A 13,730-nucleotide genomic window follows, 5' to 3' on the forward strand; every position below is an offset into this window, starting at 1 on the left:
AGATGTCCATGACCCGTCCCCCCCACGCCGATCCCGTCGCCCCGCGCCGCATCCCGGAAGAAGTCGTGCTGCTGTCGGCAGGCCCCGGCGACCTGGAACTGCTCACCCTCAAGGCGGTGCGCGCGCTGGCAAAGGCCGAGGTGCTGCTGCTGGACGAACTGGTCGATCCCGGCATCGTCGAACTCGCCCCGCAGGCGCGCGTGGTGCGGGTCGGCAAGCGCGGCGGCTGCCGCTCCACCCCGCAGGCCTTCATCTGCCGGCTGATGCGGCGCTACGCGCTGCAGGGCCTGCGGGTGGTGCGGGTCAAGGGCGGCGATGCACTGATGTTCGGCCGCGCCGGCGAGGAGATCGCGTTCCTGCGCGCGGCCGGGGTGCCGGTGCGGATCGTCAACGGCATCAGCGCCGCGTTCGCCGCCGCCGCCGCGCTGGGCGTCTCGCTCACCCACCGCGAGCACTGCCACGGCATCACCTTCGTCACCGCCCACACCGCCGACCACGGCGAACCGGACTGGGAGGCGCTGGCGCGCGGCGGCACCACCCTGGCGATCTACATGGGCATGGGCCGGATCGCCGCGATCGCCAGCGGCCTCCTGCGCCAGCTGCCGGCGGCCACCCCCGCGGCGGTCGTGCAGGCGGCCAGCCAGTGCGACGAGCGCCGGCTGGTGACGACCCTGGGCGAACTGGCCGCGACCGCGGCCGCCGTGCTGGAGCCCGGCCAGCCGGGCGTGATCCTGGTTGGCGCCGCGATGGCGGAGGCAACGGCGGCCTCCGGCGATGCCGCCCGGACGCGCGAGAACGAGGCCCGGCGACCATTGCGTGCGCAGGCCTGAACCGCGACGCGCCTTGCCGATCCCGCGGGCCAGGGCCGCGAGGACGCGAATGTGATCTGGATCGCATCGCGCCGCCGGGCACCGCGATGCGGCGCGTCTTCGCTTACCGCCGACGAAGGCCTGTGGTAGCCTGCGCGCCGAAGTACTGCTGCGTCCCCATCCTGTAAAAGGTAGGCACATGGAGCAGAGCCCAGGCCAGGAAGTCCAGGCGACCCGCAACCAGGAACGCATCGCGTTCCTGCTGGTGACGGCGGTGGTGTTCCCGTTGCTGGCGATCCTGATCGTGGCCGGCTACGGTTTTCTGGTGTGGGGCTGGCAGCTGCTGTTTGCCGGGCCGCCGACCGGGCCGTAGCCATGGCCGCCGCCGCTCTTTCCCGACGCGCCCTGCTGTTCGGCCGCACCGCCGCCGAGGCGCCCGCCGTGCGCCCGCCCTGGGCGCTGGCCGAAGCCGCGTTCGCCTCCCTGTGCACACGTTGCGACGCCTGCGTGCGCGCCTGCGGCGAGGACGTGCTCGCGCGTGGCGCCGACGGCCTGCCGCGGTTCGAGGCGACCGCCGGCGAATGCACCTTCTGCGGCGACTGCGCGCGGGCCTGCGGCACCGGCGCGCTGGACGCCTCGCTCTCGCCGCCGTGGGAGCTGCGCGCCCAGGTCGGCCCGGGCTGCCTGCCCGCGCACGGCGTGGTCTGCGCCAGCTGCCGCGACGCCTGTCCCGAGTCCGCGATCCGGGTGCCGCCCGGCGGCCGCGGCGCCGCCTGGGTCGATCCCGCGCTTTGCACCGGCTGCGCGGCCTGCGTCGGCGTGTGCCCGGCCGACGCGCTGGCCCTGGCCGACGCGCCGCTGGAAGCGGCCGCATGAACGTCCCCGCGCACGACGAGGTCCACATCGCCAGCTTCGTGGTCCAGCACCGCGACGACGCGCTGCCCGCACTGGCCGCGGCGGTCGCCGGCCACGGCGATCTGGAACTGGCCGTGCGCGGCGACACCCGCAGCGTGGTCCTGTGCGAATCGGCCGACCGCCACGCGCTGATGGATCGGGTCGACCAGCTGCAGGCCGTGCCCGGGGTGCTCAACGTGTTGCTGGTCTACCACCACGCCGAGCCGGGCCAGGCCCTGGACGAGCCGGTGGACCTTTCCCTTTCCCCTGCATCCGCGAGCGGAGCCTCCGCATGAGCACCACACGTCGCGACTTCATCCGCTCCAGCGCCATCGCCACGGCCGCCGCCGCCGCAGGGCTGCCCCTGCCGGGCGGCGGCAGCAACGTGATCACCGAGGGCGACCTGACCCAGCTGAAGTGGAGCAAGGCGCCCTGCCGCTACTGCGGCACCGGCTGCGGGGTGAACGTGGCGGTCAAGGACGGCCGGGTGGTGGCCACCCACGGCGACGTGCACGCCGAGGTCAACCGCGGCATCAACTGCGTCAAGGGCTATTTCCTGTCCAAGGTGCTGTACGGCACCGACCGCCTGACCCAGCCCCTGCTGCGCAAGAAGAACGGCGCCTACGCCAAGGACGGGGACTTCACCCCGGTCGGCTGGGACGAGGCCTTCGACGTGATGGCCGCGCAGTTCAAGAAGGTGCTCAAGGCCAAGGGCGGCGAGGGCATCGGCATGTTCGGCTCCGGGCAGTGGACCGTGTTCGAGGGCTACGCCGCCAACAAGCTGATGAAGGCCGGCTTCCGCAGCAACCACATCGACCCGAACGCGCGCCATTGCATGGCCTCGGCGGTCACCGGCTTCATGCGCACCTTCGGCATGGACGAGCCGATGGGCTGCTACGACGACATCGAGGCGGCCGACGCGTTCGTGCTGTGGGGCTCGAACATGGCCGAGATGCACCCGATCCTGTGGACCCGGGTGACCGACCGCCGGCTGACCAACCCGCACGTCAAGGTCGCGGTGATGTCGACCTTCGAGCACCGCAGTTTCGAGCTGGCCGACATCCCGATCATCTTCAAGCCGCAGACCGACCTGGTCATCCTCAACTACATCGCCAACCACATCATCCAGTCCGGCAAGGTCAACAAGGACTTCGTCGACAAGCACACCACCTTCAAGCGCGGCAACGACGACATCGGCTACGGCCTGCGCCCCGACCACCCGCTGGAACTGAAGGCCAAGAACGCCAAGGACGCCAACGGCGGCACCCCGATCGACTTCGAGGCGTTCGCCCGCTTCGTCGCGCCGTATACGCTGGATCGGGCGGTGGAGATGACCGGGGTCGAGCGCGGCTGGCTGGAGAAGCTGGCCGAGCTGTACGCCGACCCCAAGGTCAAGGTCATGTCGTTCTGGACCATGGGCTTCAACCAGCATACCCGGGGTACGTGGGCCAACAACATGGTCTACAACATCCACCTGCTGACCGGGAAGATCTCCACCCCGGGCAACAGCCCGTTCTCGCTGACCGGCCAGCCATCGGCCTGCGGCACCGCGCGCGAGGTCGGCACCTTCAGCCACCGCCTGCCGGCGGACATGGTGGTGACCAACCCCGAGCACCGCCACCACGCCGAGGAGATCTGGAAGATCCCGCATGGGATCATCAAGGAAAAGCCCGGCTACCACGCGGTCGAGCAGAACCGCGCGCTCAAGGACGGCAAGCTCAACGCCTACTGGGTGCAGGTCAACAACAACATGCAGGCCGCGGCCAACCTGCTCCAGGAGACCTGGCCCGGCTACCGCAACCCGGACAACTTCATCGTCGTCTCCGACGCCTATCCGACCGTGACCGCGCAGGCCGCCGACCTGATCCTGCCGGCGGCGATGTGGGTGGAGAAGGAGGGCGCCTACGGCAATGCCGAGCGCCGCACCCAGTTCTGGCACCAGCTGGTGGACGCGCCGGGACAGGCCAGGTCGGACCTGTGGCAGCTGATGGAGTTCTCCAAGCGCTTCACCACTGACGAGTGCTGGCCGGCGGAGATCCTGGCCGCCCATCCGCAGTACAAGGGCAAGACCCTGTTCGAGGTGCTGTACCGCAACGGCAAGGTCGACGCCTTCCCGGTGGAGCAGATCGAGGCCGGCTACGCCAACGCCGAGGCCGCGGCGTTCGGCTTCTACGTGCAGAAGGGCCTATTCGAGGAATACGCCGAATTCGGCCGCGGCCACGGCCACGACCTGGCGCCGTTCGACGACTACCACAAGGCGCGCGGCATCCGCTGGCCGGTGGTGGACGGCAAGGAGACCCGCTGGCGCTACCGCGAGGGCGCCGACCCCTACGTCAAGGCCGGCGCCGGCTTCGAGTTCTACGGCAACAAGGACGGCCGTGCGGTGATCTGGGCGCTGCCCTACGAGCCGCCGGCCGAATCGCCCGACGCCGACTACGACATGTGGCTGGTCACCGGGCGGGTGCTGGAGCACTGGCATTCGGGCTCGATGACGATGCGGGTGCCGGAGCTGTACAAGGCCGTTCCCGCCGCCTGCGTGTTCATGAACCCGGACGACGCGCGCGCGCGCGGGCTCAAGCGCGGCGACGAGGTGCGGGTGGTGTCGCGGCGCGGGGAGATGCGCTCGCGGGTGGAGACGCGCGGCCGCAACCGGATGCCGCCCGGGGTGATCTTCGTGCCCTGGTTCGACGCCGGCCAGCTGATCAACAAGGTCACCCTGGACGCGACCGATCCGATCTCCAAGCAGACCGACTACAAGAAGTGCGCCGTGAAGGTCGTGGCGGCCTAGGAGACAGCCCATGCGCAACAAGCCCCTGATCGTCGCCGTCGTCCTGGTGCTGGCGCTGTCGGTGCTGGTGTTCTCGGCCGGCTGGATGCTCGGCAAGATCCGCGCCCGGAGCGACGCACCGCAACTGCCGGTGACCGCCGCCGGCGCGGTGCCGGTGGACGCGCGCGCGGTGTTCATCCCCGGCGCCGGCCAGATCGACGCGATCCGACGCGGCGTGCCGGTGGACCAGGAGGGCCATCCGCCGCCGATGGCGCACGTGGAGAACACCGACATCAAGCGCACCCGCGCCTACCCGATGCAGCCGCCGACCATCCCGCACACCATCGACGGCTACCAGGTCGACAAGAACAGCAACCGCTGCATGCTCTGCCACGCGCGCGCCAACGCGGCCACCTTCCAGGCGCCGCCGGTGAGCGTGACCCACTACATGGACCGCGACGACCAGTTCCTGGCCACGGTCTCGCCGCGCCGCTACTTCTGCAACCAGTGCCACGTGGTCCAGACCGACGCCCCGACTCTGGTGGCCAGCGGCTTCCGCGACATCGACAGCGTGCTGGCGTCGCCGCCGCCGGACGCCGCGCCGCCGCAAGCCGCCCCGCCGGGGGGAGGCTGACCCATGTCGGTGCGCACCCGGGTGGCTTGGATCAGGTACCACGCGCTGAGTCTGTGGCGGACCCTGCGCTCGCCCAGCCGCTACTACAGCCTGGGCTTCCTGACCGTGGCCGGGTTCGTGGCCGGGGTGATGTTCTGGGGCGGCTTCAACACCGCCCTGGAGGCGACCAACACCGAGGAGTTCTGCACCAGCTGCCACGAGATGCGCGACAACGTGTTCCAGGAGCTGAAGTCGACCATCCACTACAGCAACCGCTCCGGGGTGCGCGCGACCTGCCCGGACTGCCACGTCCCGCACAACTGGACCGACAAGATCGCGCGCAAGATGCAGGCCTCCAAGGAGGTCTGGGGCAAGATCTTCGGCACCATCAACACCCGCGAGAAGTTCCTCGACGAGCGCTTGGTCCTGGCCACCCACGAATGGGCGCGGCTGAAGGCCAACGACTCGCTCGAATGCCGCAACTGCCACGAGTTCGACTCGATGGACCTGACCCGGCAGAGCCCGCGTGCGGGCCAGATCCACAAACTGTGGCTGGGCAGCGGGCAGAAGACCTGCATCGACTGCCACAAGGGCATCGCCCACAAGCTGCCGGACATGACCGGGGTGCCGCAGGGCTAGCCCCGGCGCCTGCGCTCAGCCGCAGGTCGCCGCTGCGACGGTCGCCAGCCTGCTGGCCGGCGGCCGGTCGAGCTCGGCGGAAATCCACAGCGCGGTGTCGACCAGCGCCTCGGCGTCGATGCCGGTGCGCATGCCCAGTCCTTCCAGCAGGTAGACCAGGTCCTCGCTGGCGAGGTTGCCGCTGGCGCCCTTCGCGTAGGGACAGCCGCCGAGGCCGGCGACCGCGCTGTCCACCACGCGCACACCCGCCTCCAGGCAGGCGAAGGCGTTGGCCAGGGCCTGGCCGTAGGTGTCGTGGAAGTGCACGGCCAGCCGCTCCATCGGCACCTCCGCGGCGCAGGCCAGCAGCATCCGCCGGGCCTTGTCCGGGGTGCCCACGCCGATGGTGTCGCCGAGCGAGATCTCATCGCAGCCCATCGCGTGCAGGCCGCGCGCCACGCGCACCACCTCGGCCAGCGGCACCTGGCCCTGGTAGGGACAGCCCAGCACCGTGGAGACGTAGCCGCGCACCCTCAGGCCCTCGGCGCGGGCGCGCTCGACCACCGGCGCCAGCCGCAGCAGCGAATCGTCGACCGTGCAGTTGGTGTTGCGCAGGTTGAAGGCGTCCGAGGCGGCGGTGAACACCGCGATCTGGCCCACGCCTGCGGCCAGCGCGCGTTCCAGGCCCTTCGCGTTGGGCACCAGGACCGGATAGGCGGCGCCCGGCCGCCTGGAGCATCGAGGAGATGGGCCCGCGCTACCTGTCGCTGCGCGAGCACGTGGTCGGTTTCCACGCCCACATCCGCGATACCCGCGCCACCTTCAAGCTCGGCCAGGACGAACGCGACGACGTCTTCGACGACATCCTGCGCGGGCTGTGGGACACCCGCCAACTGCCGCTGGCCGACTGGATGCGGCGCTTCGACGGCGGCCGCGGCGCCGATGCCATCGCCGCGATCGAGCCGCGGGCCAGGCCGATCGACCCGGAGATCGCCCTCTTCATCGACAGCGTGATCGCCGAGGGCCGGCGCCTGGTCGGCGGCCGCACCCTGGGCTGGCCCGCCTTGCGCGAGATCGTCGAGCAGGTGCGCCGGCCTTGGCGCGAGGGCGGGCCGGTCATGCCGCGGACCGAGGAGGTCTTCGCCGACACCCGGCACGGGCCGGTGCGCCTGCGCATCCACGACCCGGCGCCGGGCAGGCCCAAGCCGACCCTGGGCTTCCTGCACGGCGGCGGCTGGGCGATGTTCAGCATCGACACCCACGACCTGGTGATGCGCGAGCTCGCGGCGCGTGCCGGGGTGGCGGGGGTCGGAATCGACTACGCGCTGTCGCCCGAGGCCCGCTATCCGGTGGCGCTGGAGCAGGTGGTCGACGTGGTGCACCGGCTGCGCGAGCACGGCCCCCGGCACGGCCTGGACGGCGAGCGGCTGGCGCTCGGCGGCGATTCGGCCGGCGGCAATCTCAGCGCCGGCGCGGTGCTGAAGCTGCGCGACGAAGGCCAGGGCCACCGCGTCGGCGCCGTACTCAGCTACTACGCCGGCTTCACCCCCGACTGCTCGCCGCATTCGCGCCGCCGCTACGGCACCGACGCCGACATGCTGACCGCGGTGGAGGTCGACACGTTCTGGAACTACTACATCTCCCGTCCCGCCGACCGCAACGACCCGTACACCCACGGCCTGCTGGCCGACGTGGCCGGCCTGCCGCCGTACTTCATCGGTGTGGGCGAGTGCGACGTGCTCAGCGAGCAGAACCTGGCCATGGCCGGCAAGCTGATGGCCGCCGGCGTGGACGTGGAGGTGAAGCTGTATCCCGGCGCGCCGCACAGCTTCATCGAGGCGGTGCAGGTGTCCTCCACCGCCCGCCAGTCGCTGGAGGACGGCGCCCGGTTCCTGCGCCGGGTCTTCGGCCTCGATCCGGTGGTCGGCGAGCGCCCGCGGCTCAGCACCGCCAGGTGAACCCGGTCGTGCCGCTATGGCACCGCCGGCCCTTCGCCGATCCGCACCAGCAGCAGCTCCAGGTCGGTCTCGGCCTGTACCGAATGCTCCTCGCCCGGCGCCAGATGCAGCACCTGGCGCTCGTGCAGGGCGACCCGGTCGGCGCCGAGGCCGAAGCTGCCGCGTCCGGAAAGCACCACCACCACCACCCGCTCCGGCGCCGAATGCGCCGGCATCGACGTACCGGCCTTGAGCTGCAGCTGCATCATCCGGGTGCCGCCGTAGCGGCCGATGGTCGTCGCCGTCTTGGCCTCGGCCAGCCCGGCGGCGGGCCGCGGCGCCAGGTCCGCCAGTCGTGGTGCTGGTGCCGCGGCCGGCGCCGCTTGCCCGTGCTCATGCCCGTCGTGGGCGTGAGCCAGGACCGGCAGGGTCGCGGCCAGCGCCAGGGCCAGTACGCCGCCGGCTAGGCCAGCGTGCGGGAAGCGGATCGGGTTCATGCGGGTTCTCCATCGGTATCGACAGCGACGCCGGCCGCGGCCGGCAGGTGGTGGCCTTCGAGCTGGTACTGGCGCCAGAAGCGCTGGGCGATCATCGCCGCCCGCGCGTCGGCCTCGGCCTTGAGTGCCAGATTGCCCGAGGCGGTGGTGGCCTGCGCGAACAGCGCCAGCCAGCGCTCGAACAGCTCCGCGCTCAATCCCGGAAGGGCCATATGCCGCGGCATCGGCGCGCCATTGAAGCGGCGGGTGCCGCGCAGCAGCGCCGACCAGAAATCGACCAGGTGGGCCAGGTGCGCGGGCCAGTCGTGGACGTGGCGGTCGAACACCGGGCCGAGCAGGTCGTCCTCGCGCACGCGGGCGTAGAAGCCGTGGACCAGGTCGACGACTTCGTCCTCGCGGCAGCAGGCGTCGGGCGGGAATGGGGGAGTGGCGTGCATGCACTGCGTCCTTCAGAACCTCCAGGTGAAGCCGACCGTGCCGTTGCGGCCCACGCCCTGCAGGAAGCCCGGCTGGGCCAGGGTGCCGACGTTGCGGATCACGTAGCTGCTGGCGTAGCGGCGGTCGGTGAGGTTGTCGCCGTGCAGGAACACCGACCAGCGCCCGTCGCCGGCGGTGTAGTGCAGGCGGAAGCCGAGCAGGGCATAGCCGTCCTGGTAGATCGCGCGGGTGTTGGCGTGGTCGGTCGGGGTGTCGCGCGGCAGCCAGCGCACGTTCGGCCCCAGCCGCCAGCCGCCGCCGCGCCACAAGAGCTCGGCGCTGACCAGGTGCTCGGGCACGCCGGCGATCCGGTTGCCGGCGAACTGGCCGTCGTCGAAGGTGAAGTCGCTCCAGGTCCAGGCCAGGCGGTACTCCAGCGCACCGGCGTCGGCCAGCGCCAGGCGGCCGTCGAGCCCGGCCTCCACGCCCTGGTGGGTGGTGCCGGCGGCGTAGTTGTAGGTGCCCACGCGGCTGCCGGAATCGTCGACCATCGACATCAGCTCGTCGTCCACCGCGCTGTGGTAGGCGACCAGCGACCAGTTCACGCCCTGCTCGTCGCCGATCCGGCCGCTGGCGCCGATCTCCACCGTGTCGGCGGTCTGCACCCGCAGCCGCAGCAGTGCAGCCGCGGCGCCCGCCGGATTGTTCGCCGGCGCCTCGGCGGCCACGATCTCCCACCAGGTCGGCACCTCGTTGCTGCGGCTGAGGTTGGCGAACAGGCGCAGGTCCGCGCGCGGCTGCCAGGTCGCGCCCAGGCGCGGGCTGGCATGGGTATAGCGCTGGTCCAGGCCACCGCCGCGGGCCAGGTCGGCGGCGTCGCGCCCGACCCGGCTCCACTTGCCCTCGGCCAGCAGGCGCACGCCGTCGGCCGCCTGCCAGCCCAGCGCGGCGACCAGGTCCAGGCTGGAGGCGTCGAGGTCGTAGTGGCCGAAGCGCTGCAGCCGGGTGCCGTCGGCCGGGTTGTTGGCGTAGAAATCGCGCGCGGTCTCGCCGCCGGTGTACGCAGCGCCCAGGCGGTAGTCCCAGGCCGCGTGCGCGCCCTGCCACTGGTACTGCGCGCCCCAGGTGTCCGAGTCGCTGACGTTGTGCACGGTGGGGTTCTTGAACAGGTCCTCGGTGTCCTGCCACCACAGGCCCAGCGCGTGCCTGGAATCGCCGGTACCCCATTCGGAGGCGTTGGCGATGCGCAGCTGGCGGGTGTCGCGCAGGGGATCGCGGCGGTAGACGTTGAGCAGGGTGTCCTGCGGCGTGTTGCCGTCGCCCATCACCCCGCGCGGATCGCTGTGGATGCGGTCCTTGGGCACCACGTTGGGGATGTGGAAGAACAGGTCGGTCCACGACAGCCAGGTGCGGTTGCTGAAGCTCTCGCCGGCGCGCCAGCCGCTGTTGAAGTGGACCGCCTGGCGTTCGCCGTCGGCGTGGTGGCGGTAGCCGTCGTTGCGGTCGTCGCTGGCGCCGATCCACCAGTCGCCGCGCTCGCCGGCGCCGCCCCAGGCGAGCTGGCCACCGCGACGGCCGTCGCTGCCGCCCTCCAGGCGCAGGCGGCCGCGCTCGTCGGCGCCGTTGAGGCTGTAGAAGTCGATCTCGCCGCCCAGGGTGGTGGCGCCGGGGCTGAGCGCGTTGGCGCCGCGGCGGGCGCTGATGAAGGCGGCGTTGCGCTGCTCCAGCAGGCCGATGACGAACGAGCCGTCGGCCTCGTTCAGCGGCAGCCCGTCCTGCAGCAGCAGTACGCCGCGGTTGACCGGATTGCTCTGGATGCCGGAGCCGCGGATGTTCAGCCGCGGCTGGTCGATGCCGCCGAAGAACTCCTGCAGCACGATGCCCGGCTTGTAGTCGAGCGCGTCGCGCAGGGTGGCCTGGCGGCCGGCGCCGCGCAGGTCGACCAGGTTGGTGCCGCCGGGCACGCGCTGCAGGCGCGCGCGCTCGTCGGCCACGGTCGGCGCCACCGGGGTGGCGTCGCTGCGGCCGAGCACGGTGATCCGGTCCAGGTCGACCGTGCCGTCGGCGGCGTCGTCGCCGGAGGCCAGGGCCGGGCCGGCTGCCAGCGCGGCGGCAATGGCCAGTGCGAGCGACAGGGCGGGAGGGAAGCCGAGGGGGGAGGTGCGCAGGTTCATGGGGAGGCTCGCTTGTATCGGGGAAGGGAGGTCACCAGCCGAGGTGGAACATCAGCTTGGCCAGCAGGACGATGCCGACCATGTGGCTGAACACGCTCAGGTGGAGGCGCTTGAACGCGGTGGACGCCAGCCGGCCCTGGCCGCGCACGTGCATCGCGTAGACGAAGTGGCCGAACACGCTCAGGGCCAGCGCGATCTTGATCGTCAGCATCAGCGCGAAGCTGTCGCCCAGCGGGTGCGCCAGCAACTCGCGGTAGCGCCAGGCCATGCCCAGGCCGCTGCCGTACAGCACCGCCAGCACCCATGGCATTAGCTGGCGCGCGCGGGCGCCGATGCCGGCCTCGATCTGGTGCATCACGTTGCGCGGCACCCGCTTGCGCACGCTCTCCAGGATCAGCACCTCGAAGAACACGGTGCCGACGAAGACGAACGCAGCGAACAGGTGGAGGATGTGGAACAGGGCGTAACGGCTCATGACGGGCTCGCGTGCCTTTGCGGGGCGGCTGGCGTGGCGTGGAGGATTTCCCCGGCGAACGCGCCGGGAAGCAGGCAGGGATGCAGGTGGCCGTGTTCGAGCCGCAGGCAGCGGTCCACCCGCCGGGCCAGTTCCTGCGGGTGGTGGCTGACGCACAGCAGGGCGGCGCCGGTGCGCGCCAGCTCGGCGTCGCACAGTTCGCCCAGTTCCTGGCGCAAGGCCGGGTCCAAAGCGCCGAAGGGTTCGTCCAGGAGCAGCAGGTCCGGCTCCAGCGCGAACGCGCGCGCCAGCGAGACCCGCTGGGCCATGCCGCCGGACAGTTGCCGCGGCCAGGCCTGCGCGCGCGCGTCCAGGCCCACCCGCGCCAGCCACCGGCCGGCGATGCGGCGTGCCTGGGCATCGTCGTGTCCGGCCGCGCGCAGGGGGATGCGCAGGTTGTCGAGCACGCTGCGCCATGGCAGCAGACGCGGCTCCTGAAACGCCACACAGGTGCGGGCGAAGGTGTTGCCGACTGCGCCCGAGGCCGGCGCCAGCAGGCCGGCGGCCAGCTGCAGCAGGCTGCTCTTGCCCGCGCCGCTGGGACCGACCAAGCCCACCCGCTGGCCGGGGAAGATGCGCAGGTCCACGCCATCCAGGACCCGCTGCCCGGCGCGCTCGAGCACGACCCGGGAGAACTCAAGCATCGCCGCCTCCTCGCACCGCGCCGCGGCGGCCGTCGGCCTCGTCCTGCCAGCGCGTGAGCCGGCTTTGCAGGGGCCGCAAAAGTCCCAGCTCCAGCAGCGCCACCAGGCCCAGCACCAGCACCACCCAGGCGTAGAGCTCGCCGCTGTCGAAGGTGCTGCGGGCATTGGCCAGGGCGAAGCCGGCACCGTCGGCCGCGCCCAGCACCTCGGCCATCACCACCAGGCGCACGCCGCCGCTGGTGGCGATCAGAAAGGCCGCGCACAGCGGCGGCGCCAGCGCCGGCAGGACCACGTGGCGCAGCCGCCGCCAGCGGCCGAAGCGGTAGACCCGGGCCATCTCCAGCAAGCCCGGATCGACCAGCAGCAGGCCCTTGAGCGTGTTCACGTACACGCCCGGCGCCAGCAGCACCACCGCGATGAACACCACCATCGCGCTGCCCATGCCGAACCACAGCATCGCCAGCACCACCACGATCACCCCGGGCACCGACATCAGCAGCCAGCGCAAAGGCTCGAGCAGGGCGCGCAGGCGCGGCCGGCGGCCGGCCAGCAGCCCCAGGGCCAGGCCGGTCGCGATCCCCAGGCCCACGCCGAGGACCACCCGCAGCAGGCTGGTCGCGGCGTGGTGGAGGAAGGCTTCGCTGCCCATCAGCGTGACCAGCGCGCGCAGGGTCTGGAGCGGCGTGGCCATCAGCAGCGGGCCCAGGCGCAGCGCCAGCAGCTGCCAGGCCAGGCCGAGCGCGAGCACGCCCAGCGCCGACCACGGCGCAAGTTCGCGTGGCGAGGGCGGAGGCCCGTTCATGGGCCGTCCGCGGGCCCGTAGAACCCCGGGTCGGGCAGGCGGCCGCCGACCGCTTCGGGCTGGCTGTCCAGGATCAGCCGGTACAGCGCCTCCAGCTGCGGCCTAGCCTCGGCGGCCGGCACCCCGTCCAGGCGGGTCACCCGGATCGATTCCTCCAGCGCCGGCAAGGGCATCTGCGGCAGGTAGCGCTGCGCCAGCGCCGCGCAGGCGGGCGGATCGGCCTTGCACCAGCGCGATGCGTCGGCGTAGTCGACGACGATGGCCTGGGCGAGGGCGTCGTCGCCGGCGCGTGCAGCCGAGGCCATCACTCCCGCCTGCGGCAGTTCCGGCTGCTGCGGGAAACCGGCGGCCCAGGCCGCCTCCAGGCTCTGCACCCGGTGCAGCGGCGCGGCGCCCTGCTGGCGGCTGCGGTACAGCAGCAGGGAGGCGGTGGGCTCGGGCAGCACCGCGTGGTCGCCCTGGCCGGCGAGCATCAGGGCCACCGCATCGAGCGCGTCGCGGGTCTGGCGCAGGGCGATGTCCTTGTCCGGTTCCAGGCCCTGGGCCTTGAACAGCTCGTGCAGGGCGATGGCGCCCATGTCGCGGCGGAATGGAGTGAGCAGGGTGCGTCCGCGCAGGTCGGCGAAGCCGTGCACCTCCGGGTCGCGGCTGACCAGCCAGAGCAGGCCCCAGACCGAGACGTTGAGCAGCCGCACCGGCTCGCCGCGGTTGGCCATCAGCGCCGGCAGGTTGGCCGGCGTGGCGCTGTAGTCGACCTCGCCGCGGGCCAGCATCACCCGCAGCTGGTCGGCGCCCTGCCACAGCTGGAAGCGGGCCGGGCGGACGCGGCCGTCCACGGCCACGCCGGTGTCGGCCATGCGCATCAGCGGGAAGCTGACCACCGCCGCCGGGCCGGCCAGGCGCAGCGGATCTGCGGTCGCCGCGGCCGCGTTTTCTTCGGCCTCGTTCGCCGGCTGCGGCGAGCCGCAGCCCGGCAGCGCCAGGGCGGCCAGCAGCACGGCCAGGGCCCCGGCCCGGGCCCGGGCCCGGCCGGTCATGCGGGTA

15 protein-coding genes and 1 pseudogene are annotated in these 13,730 nt (G+C 72.1%); 8 read left to right on the forward strand and 8 right to left on the reverse strand.

The window, feature by feature from the left end; genetic code table 11:
- The first annotated feature begins 8 nt into the window (after positions 1-8).
- The 7 genes from cobA (at position 9) to CSC62_RS11645 (ending at position 5,722) form a co-directional block, all read left to right on the forward strand.
- Positions 9-830 carry a uroporphyrinogen-III C-methyltransferase gene (gene cobA, locus CSC62_RS11615; RefSeq protein ID WP_162406502.1) on the forward strand — a complete coding sequence of 274 codons (822 nt, stop codon included), beginning with the start codon at positions 9-11 and terminating at the stop codon, positions 828-830.
- Between the two features lie 178 nt (positions 831-1,008).
- A complete protein-coding gene (locus CSC62_RS11620) occupies positions 1,009-1,182 on the forward strand; it encodes a periplasmic nitrate reductase, NapE protein (RefSeq protein ID WP_162406504.1) in 174 nt (57 codons plus the stop codon).
- Between the two features lie 2 nt (positions 1,183-1,184).
- Complete coding sequence (locus tag CSC62_RS11625; protein ID WP_162406506.1) at positions 1,185-1,685, forward strand: ferredoxin-type protein NapF; 501 nt, start codon at positions 1,185-1,187, stop codon at positions 1,683-1,685.
- Complete coding sequence (locus CSC62_RS11630) at positions 1,682-1,999, forward strand: chaperone NapD (RefSeq protein ID WP_162406508.1); 318 nt, start codon at positions 1,682-1,684, stop codon at positions 1,997-1,999. The genes CSC62_RS11625 and CSC62_RS11630 overlap by 4 nt, the downstream gene beginning before the upstream one ends.
- Positions 1,996-4,491: a periplasmic nitrate reductase subunit alpha gene (napA, locus tag CSC62_RS11635; protein WP_162406510.1), complete on the forward strand. Its 2,496-nt coding sequence runs from the start codon at positions 1,996-1,998 to the stop codon at positions 4,489-4,491. Before CSC62_RS11630 ends, napA begins: the two co-directional genes overlap by 4 nt.
- Before the next feature lie 10 nt (positions 4,492-4,501).
- Positions 4,502-5,104, forward strand: a complete 603-nt coding sequence (locus tag CSC62_RS11640; protein ID WP_162406512.1) for a nitrate reductase cytochrome c-type subunit — start codon at positions 4,502-4,504, stop codon at positions 5,102-5,104.
- Between the two features lie 3 nt (positions 5,105-5,107).
- Positions 5,108-5,722, forward strand: coding sequence for a cytochrome c3 family protein (locus CSC62_RS11645; RefSeq protein ID WP_162406514.1), 615 nt, complete (start codon positions 5,108-5,110; stop codon positions 5,720-5,722).
- A gap of 15 nt (positions 5,723-5,737) precedes the next feature.
- Here CSC62_RS11645 and CSC62_RS11650 read toward each other — a convergent pair.
- Positions 5,738-6,433, reverse strand: a pseudogene (locus tag CSC62_RS11650) (hydroxymethylglutaryl-CoA lyase); the annotation flags it as partial.
- Positions 6,434-6,447: 14 nt separating this feature from the next.
- Between CSC62_RS11650 and CSC62_RS11655 the strand changes: the two are divergent.
- Positions 6,448-7,659, forward strand: coding sequence for an alpha/beta hydrolase fold domain-containing protein (locus CSC62_RS11655; RefSeq protein WP_162406516.1), 1,212 nt, complete (start codon positions 6,448-6,450; stop codon positions 7,657-7,659).
- 14 nt (positions 7,660-7,673) lie between these two features.
- On the opposite strand, the gene CSC62_RS11660 is transcribed toward CSC62_RS11655, so the two are convergent.
- The 7 genes from CSC62_RS11660 to CSC62_RS11690 are packed head-to-tail and all read right to left on the reverse strand — an operon-like array spanning position 7,674 to position 13,723.
- Entirely contained in the window at positions 7,674-8,135 is a 462-nt protein-coding gene (locus CSC62_RS11660; protein WP_162406518.1) for a cupin domain-containing protein, read from the reverse strand.
- Positions 8,132-8,572, reverse strand: coding sequence for a group III truncated hemoglobin (locus tag CSC62_RS11665; RefSeq protein WP_162406520.1), 441 nt, complete (start codon positions 8,570-8,572; stop codon positions 8,132-8,134). The genes CSC62_RS11660 and CSC62_RS11665 overlap by 4 nt, the downstream gene beginning before the upstream one ends.
- A 12-nt stretch (positions 8,573-8,584) precedes the next feature.
- Positions 8,585-10,726, reverse strand: coding sequence for a TonB-dependent receptor family protein (locus CSC62_RS11670; protein ID WP_162406522.1), 2,142 nt, complete (start codon positions 10,724-10,726; stop codon positions 8,585-8,587).
- A gap of 31 nt (positions 10,727-10,757) precedes the next feature.
- Positions 10,758-11,201 (reverse strand): CopD family copper resistance protein, encoded by a 444-nt coding sequence (locus tag CSC62_RS11675; RefSeq protein WP_162406524.1) that lies wholly within the window; start codon positions 11,199-11,201, stop codon positions 10,758-10,760.
- Positions 11,198-11,884 carry an ATP-binding cassette domain-containing protein gene (locus CSC62_RS11680; protein ID WP_162406526.1) on the reverse strand — a complete coding sequence of 229 codons (687 nt, stop codon included), beginning with the start codon at positions 11,882-11,884 and terminating at the stop codon, positions 11,198-11,200. Before CSC62_RS11680 ends, CSC62_RS11675 begins: the two co-directional genes overlap by 4 nt.
- Positions 11,877-12,686 carry an ABC transporter permease gene (locus CSC62_RS11685; RefSeq protein WP_162406528.1) on the reverse strand — a complete coding sequence of 270 codons (810 nt, stop codon included), beginning with the start codon at positions 12,684-12,686 and terminating at the stop codon, positions 11,877-11,879. Before CSC62_RS11685 ends, CSC62_RS11680 begins: the two co-directional genes overlap by 8 nt.
- Positions 12,683-13,723, reverse strand: coding sequence for an ABC transporter substrate-binding protein (locus CSC62_RS11690; protein WP_211368982.1), 1,041 nt, complete (start codon positions 13,721-13,723; stop codon positions 12,683-12,685). Before CSC62_RS11690 ends, CSC62_RS11685 begins: the two co-directional genes overlap by 4 nt.
- Positions 13,724-13,730: the final 7 nt, after the last annotated feature.

This window comes from Pseudoxanthomonas jiangsuensis (genome assembly GCF_010093185.1).
Taxonomy (GTDB): domain Bacteria; phylum Pseudomonadota; class Gammaproteobacteria; order Xanthomonadales; family Xanthomonadaceae; genus Pseudoxanthomonas; species Pseudoxanthomonas jiangsuensis.

Bases quoted from the DNA above. Each gene is read 5' to 3' on its own strand.
- CSC62_RS11680 (WP_162406526.1), bottom strand. From the start codon at position 11,884: ATGCTTGAGTTCTCCCGGGTCGTGCTCGAGCGCGCCGGGCAGCGGGTC.
- CSC62_RS11670 (WP_162406522.1), bottom strand. From the start codon at position 10,726: ATGAACCTGCGCACCTCCCCCCTCGGCTTCCCTCCCGCCCTGTCGCTC.
- CSC62_RS11625 (WP_162406506.1), top strand. From the start codon at position 1,185: ATGGCCGCCGCCGCTCTTTCCCGACGCGCCCTGCTGTTCGGCCGCACC.
- CSC62_RS11665 (WP_162406520.1), bottom strand. From the start codon at position 8,572: ATGCACGCCACTCCCCCATTCCCGCCCGACGCCTGCTGCCGCGAGGAC.
- CSC62_RS11685 (WP_162406528.1), bottom strand. From the start codon at position 12,686: ATGAACGGGCCTCCGCCCTCGCCACGCGAACTTGCGCCGTGGTCGGCG.
- CSC62_RS11645 (WP_162406514.1), top strand. From the start codon at position 5,108: ATGTCGGTGCGCACCCGGGTGGCTTGGATCAGGTACCACGCGCTGAGT.
- CSC62_RS11675 (WP_162406524.1), bottom strand. From the start codon at position 11,201: ATGAGCCGTTACGCCCTGTTCCACATCCTCCACCTGTTCGCTGCGTTC.
- CSC62_RS11655 (WP_162406516.1), top strand. From the start codon at position 6,448: ATGGGCCCGCGCTACCTGTCGCTGCGCGAGCACGTGGTCGGTTTCCAC.
- napA (WP_162406510.1), top strand. From the start codon at position 1,996: ATGAGCACCACACGTCGCGACTTCATCCGCTCCAGCGCCATCGCCACG.
- CSC62_RS11660 (WP_162406518.1), bottom strand. From the start codon at position 8,135: ATGAACCCGATCCGCTTCCCGCACGCTGGCCTAGCCGGCGGCGTACTG.
- CSC62_RS11620 (WP_162406504.1), top strand. From the start codon at position 1,009: ATGGAGCAGAGCCCAGGCCAGGAAGTCCAGGCGACCCGCAACCAGGAA.
- CSC62_RS11640 (WP_162406512.1), top strand. From the start codon at position 4,502: ATGCGCAACAAGCCCCTGATCGTCGCCGTCGTCCTGGTGCTGGCGCTG.
- CSC62_RS11690 (WP_211368982.1), bottom strand. From the start codon at position 13,723: ATGACCGGCCGGGCCCGGGCCCGGGCCGGGGCCCTGGCCGTGCTGCTG.
- cobA (WP_162406502.1), top strand. From the start codon at position 9: ATGACCCGTCCCCCCCACGCCGATCCCGTCGCCCCGCGCCGCATCCCG.
- CSC62_RS11630 (WP_162406508.1), top strand. From the start codon at position 1,682: ATGAACGTCCCCGCGCACGACGAGGTCCACATCGCCAGCTTCGTGGTC.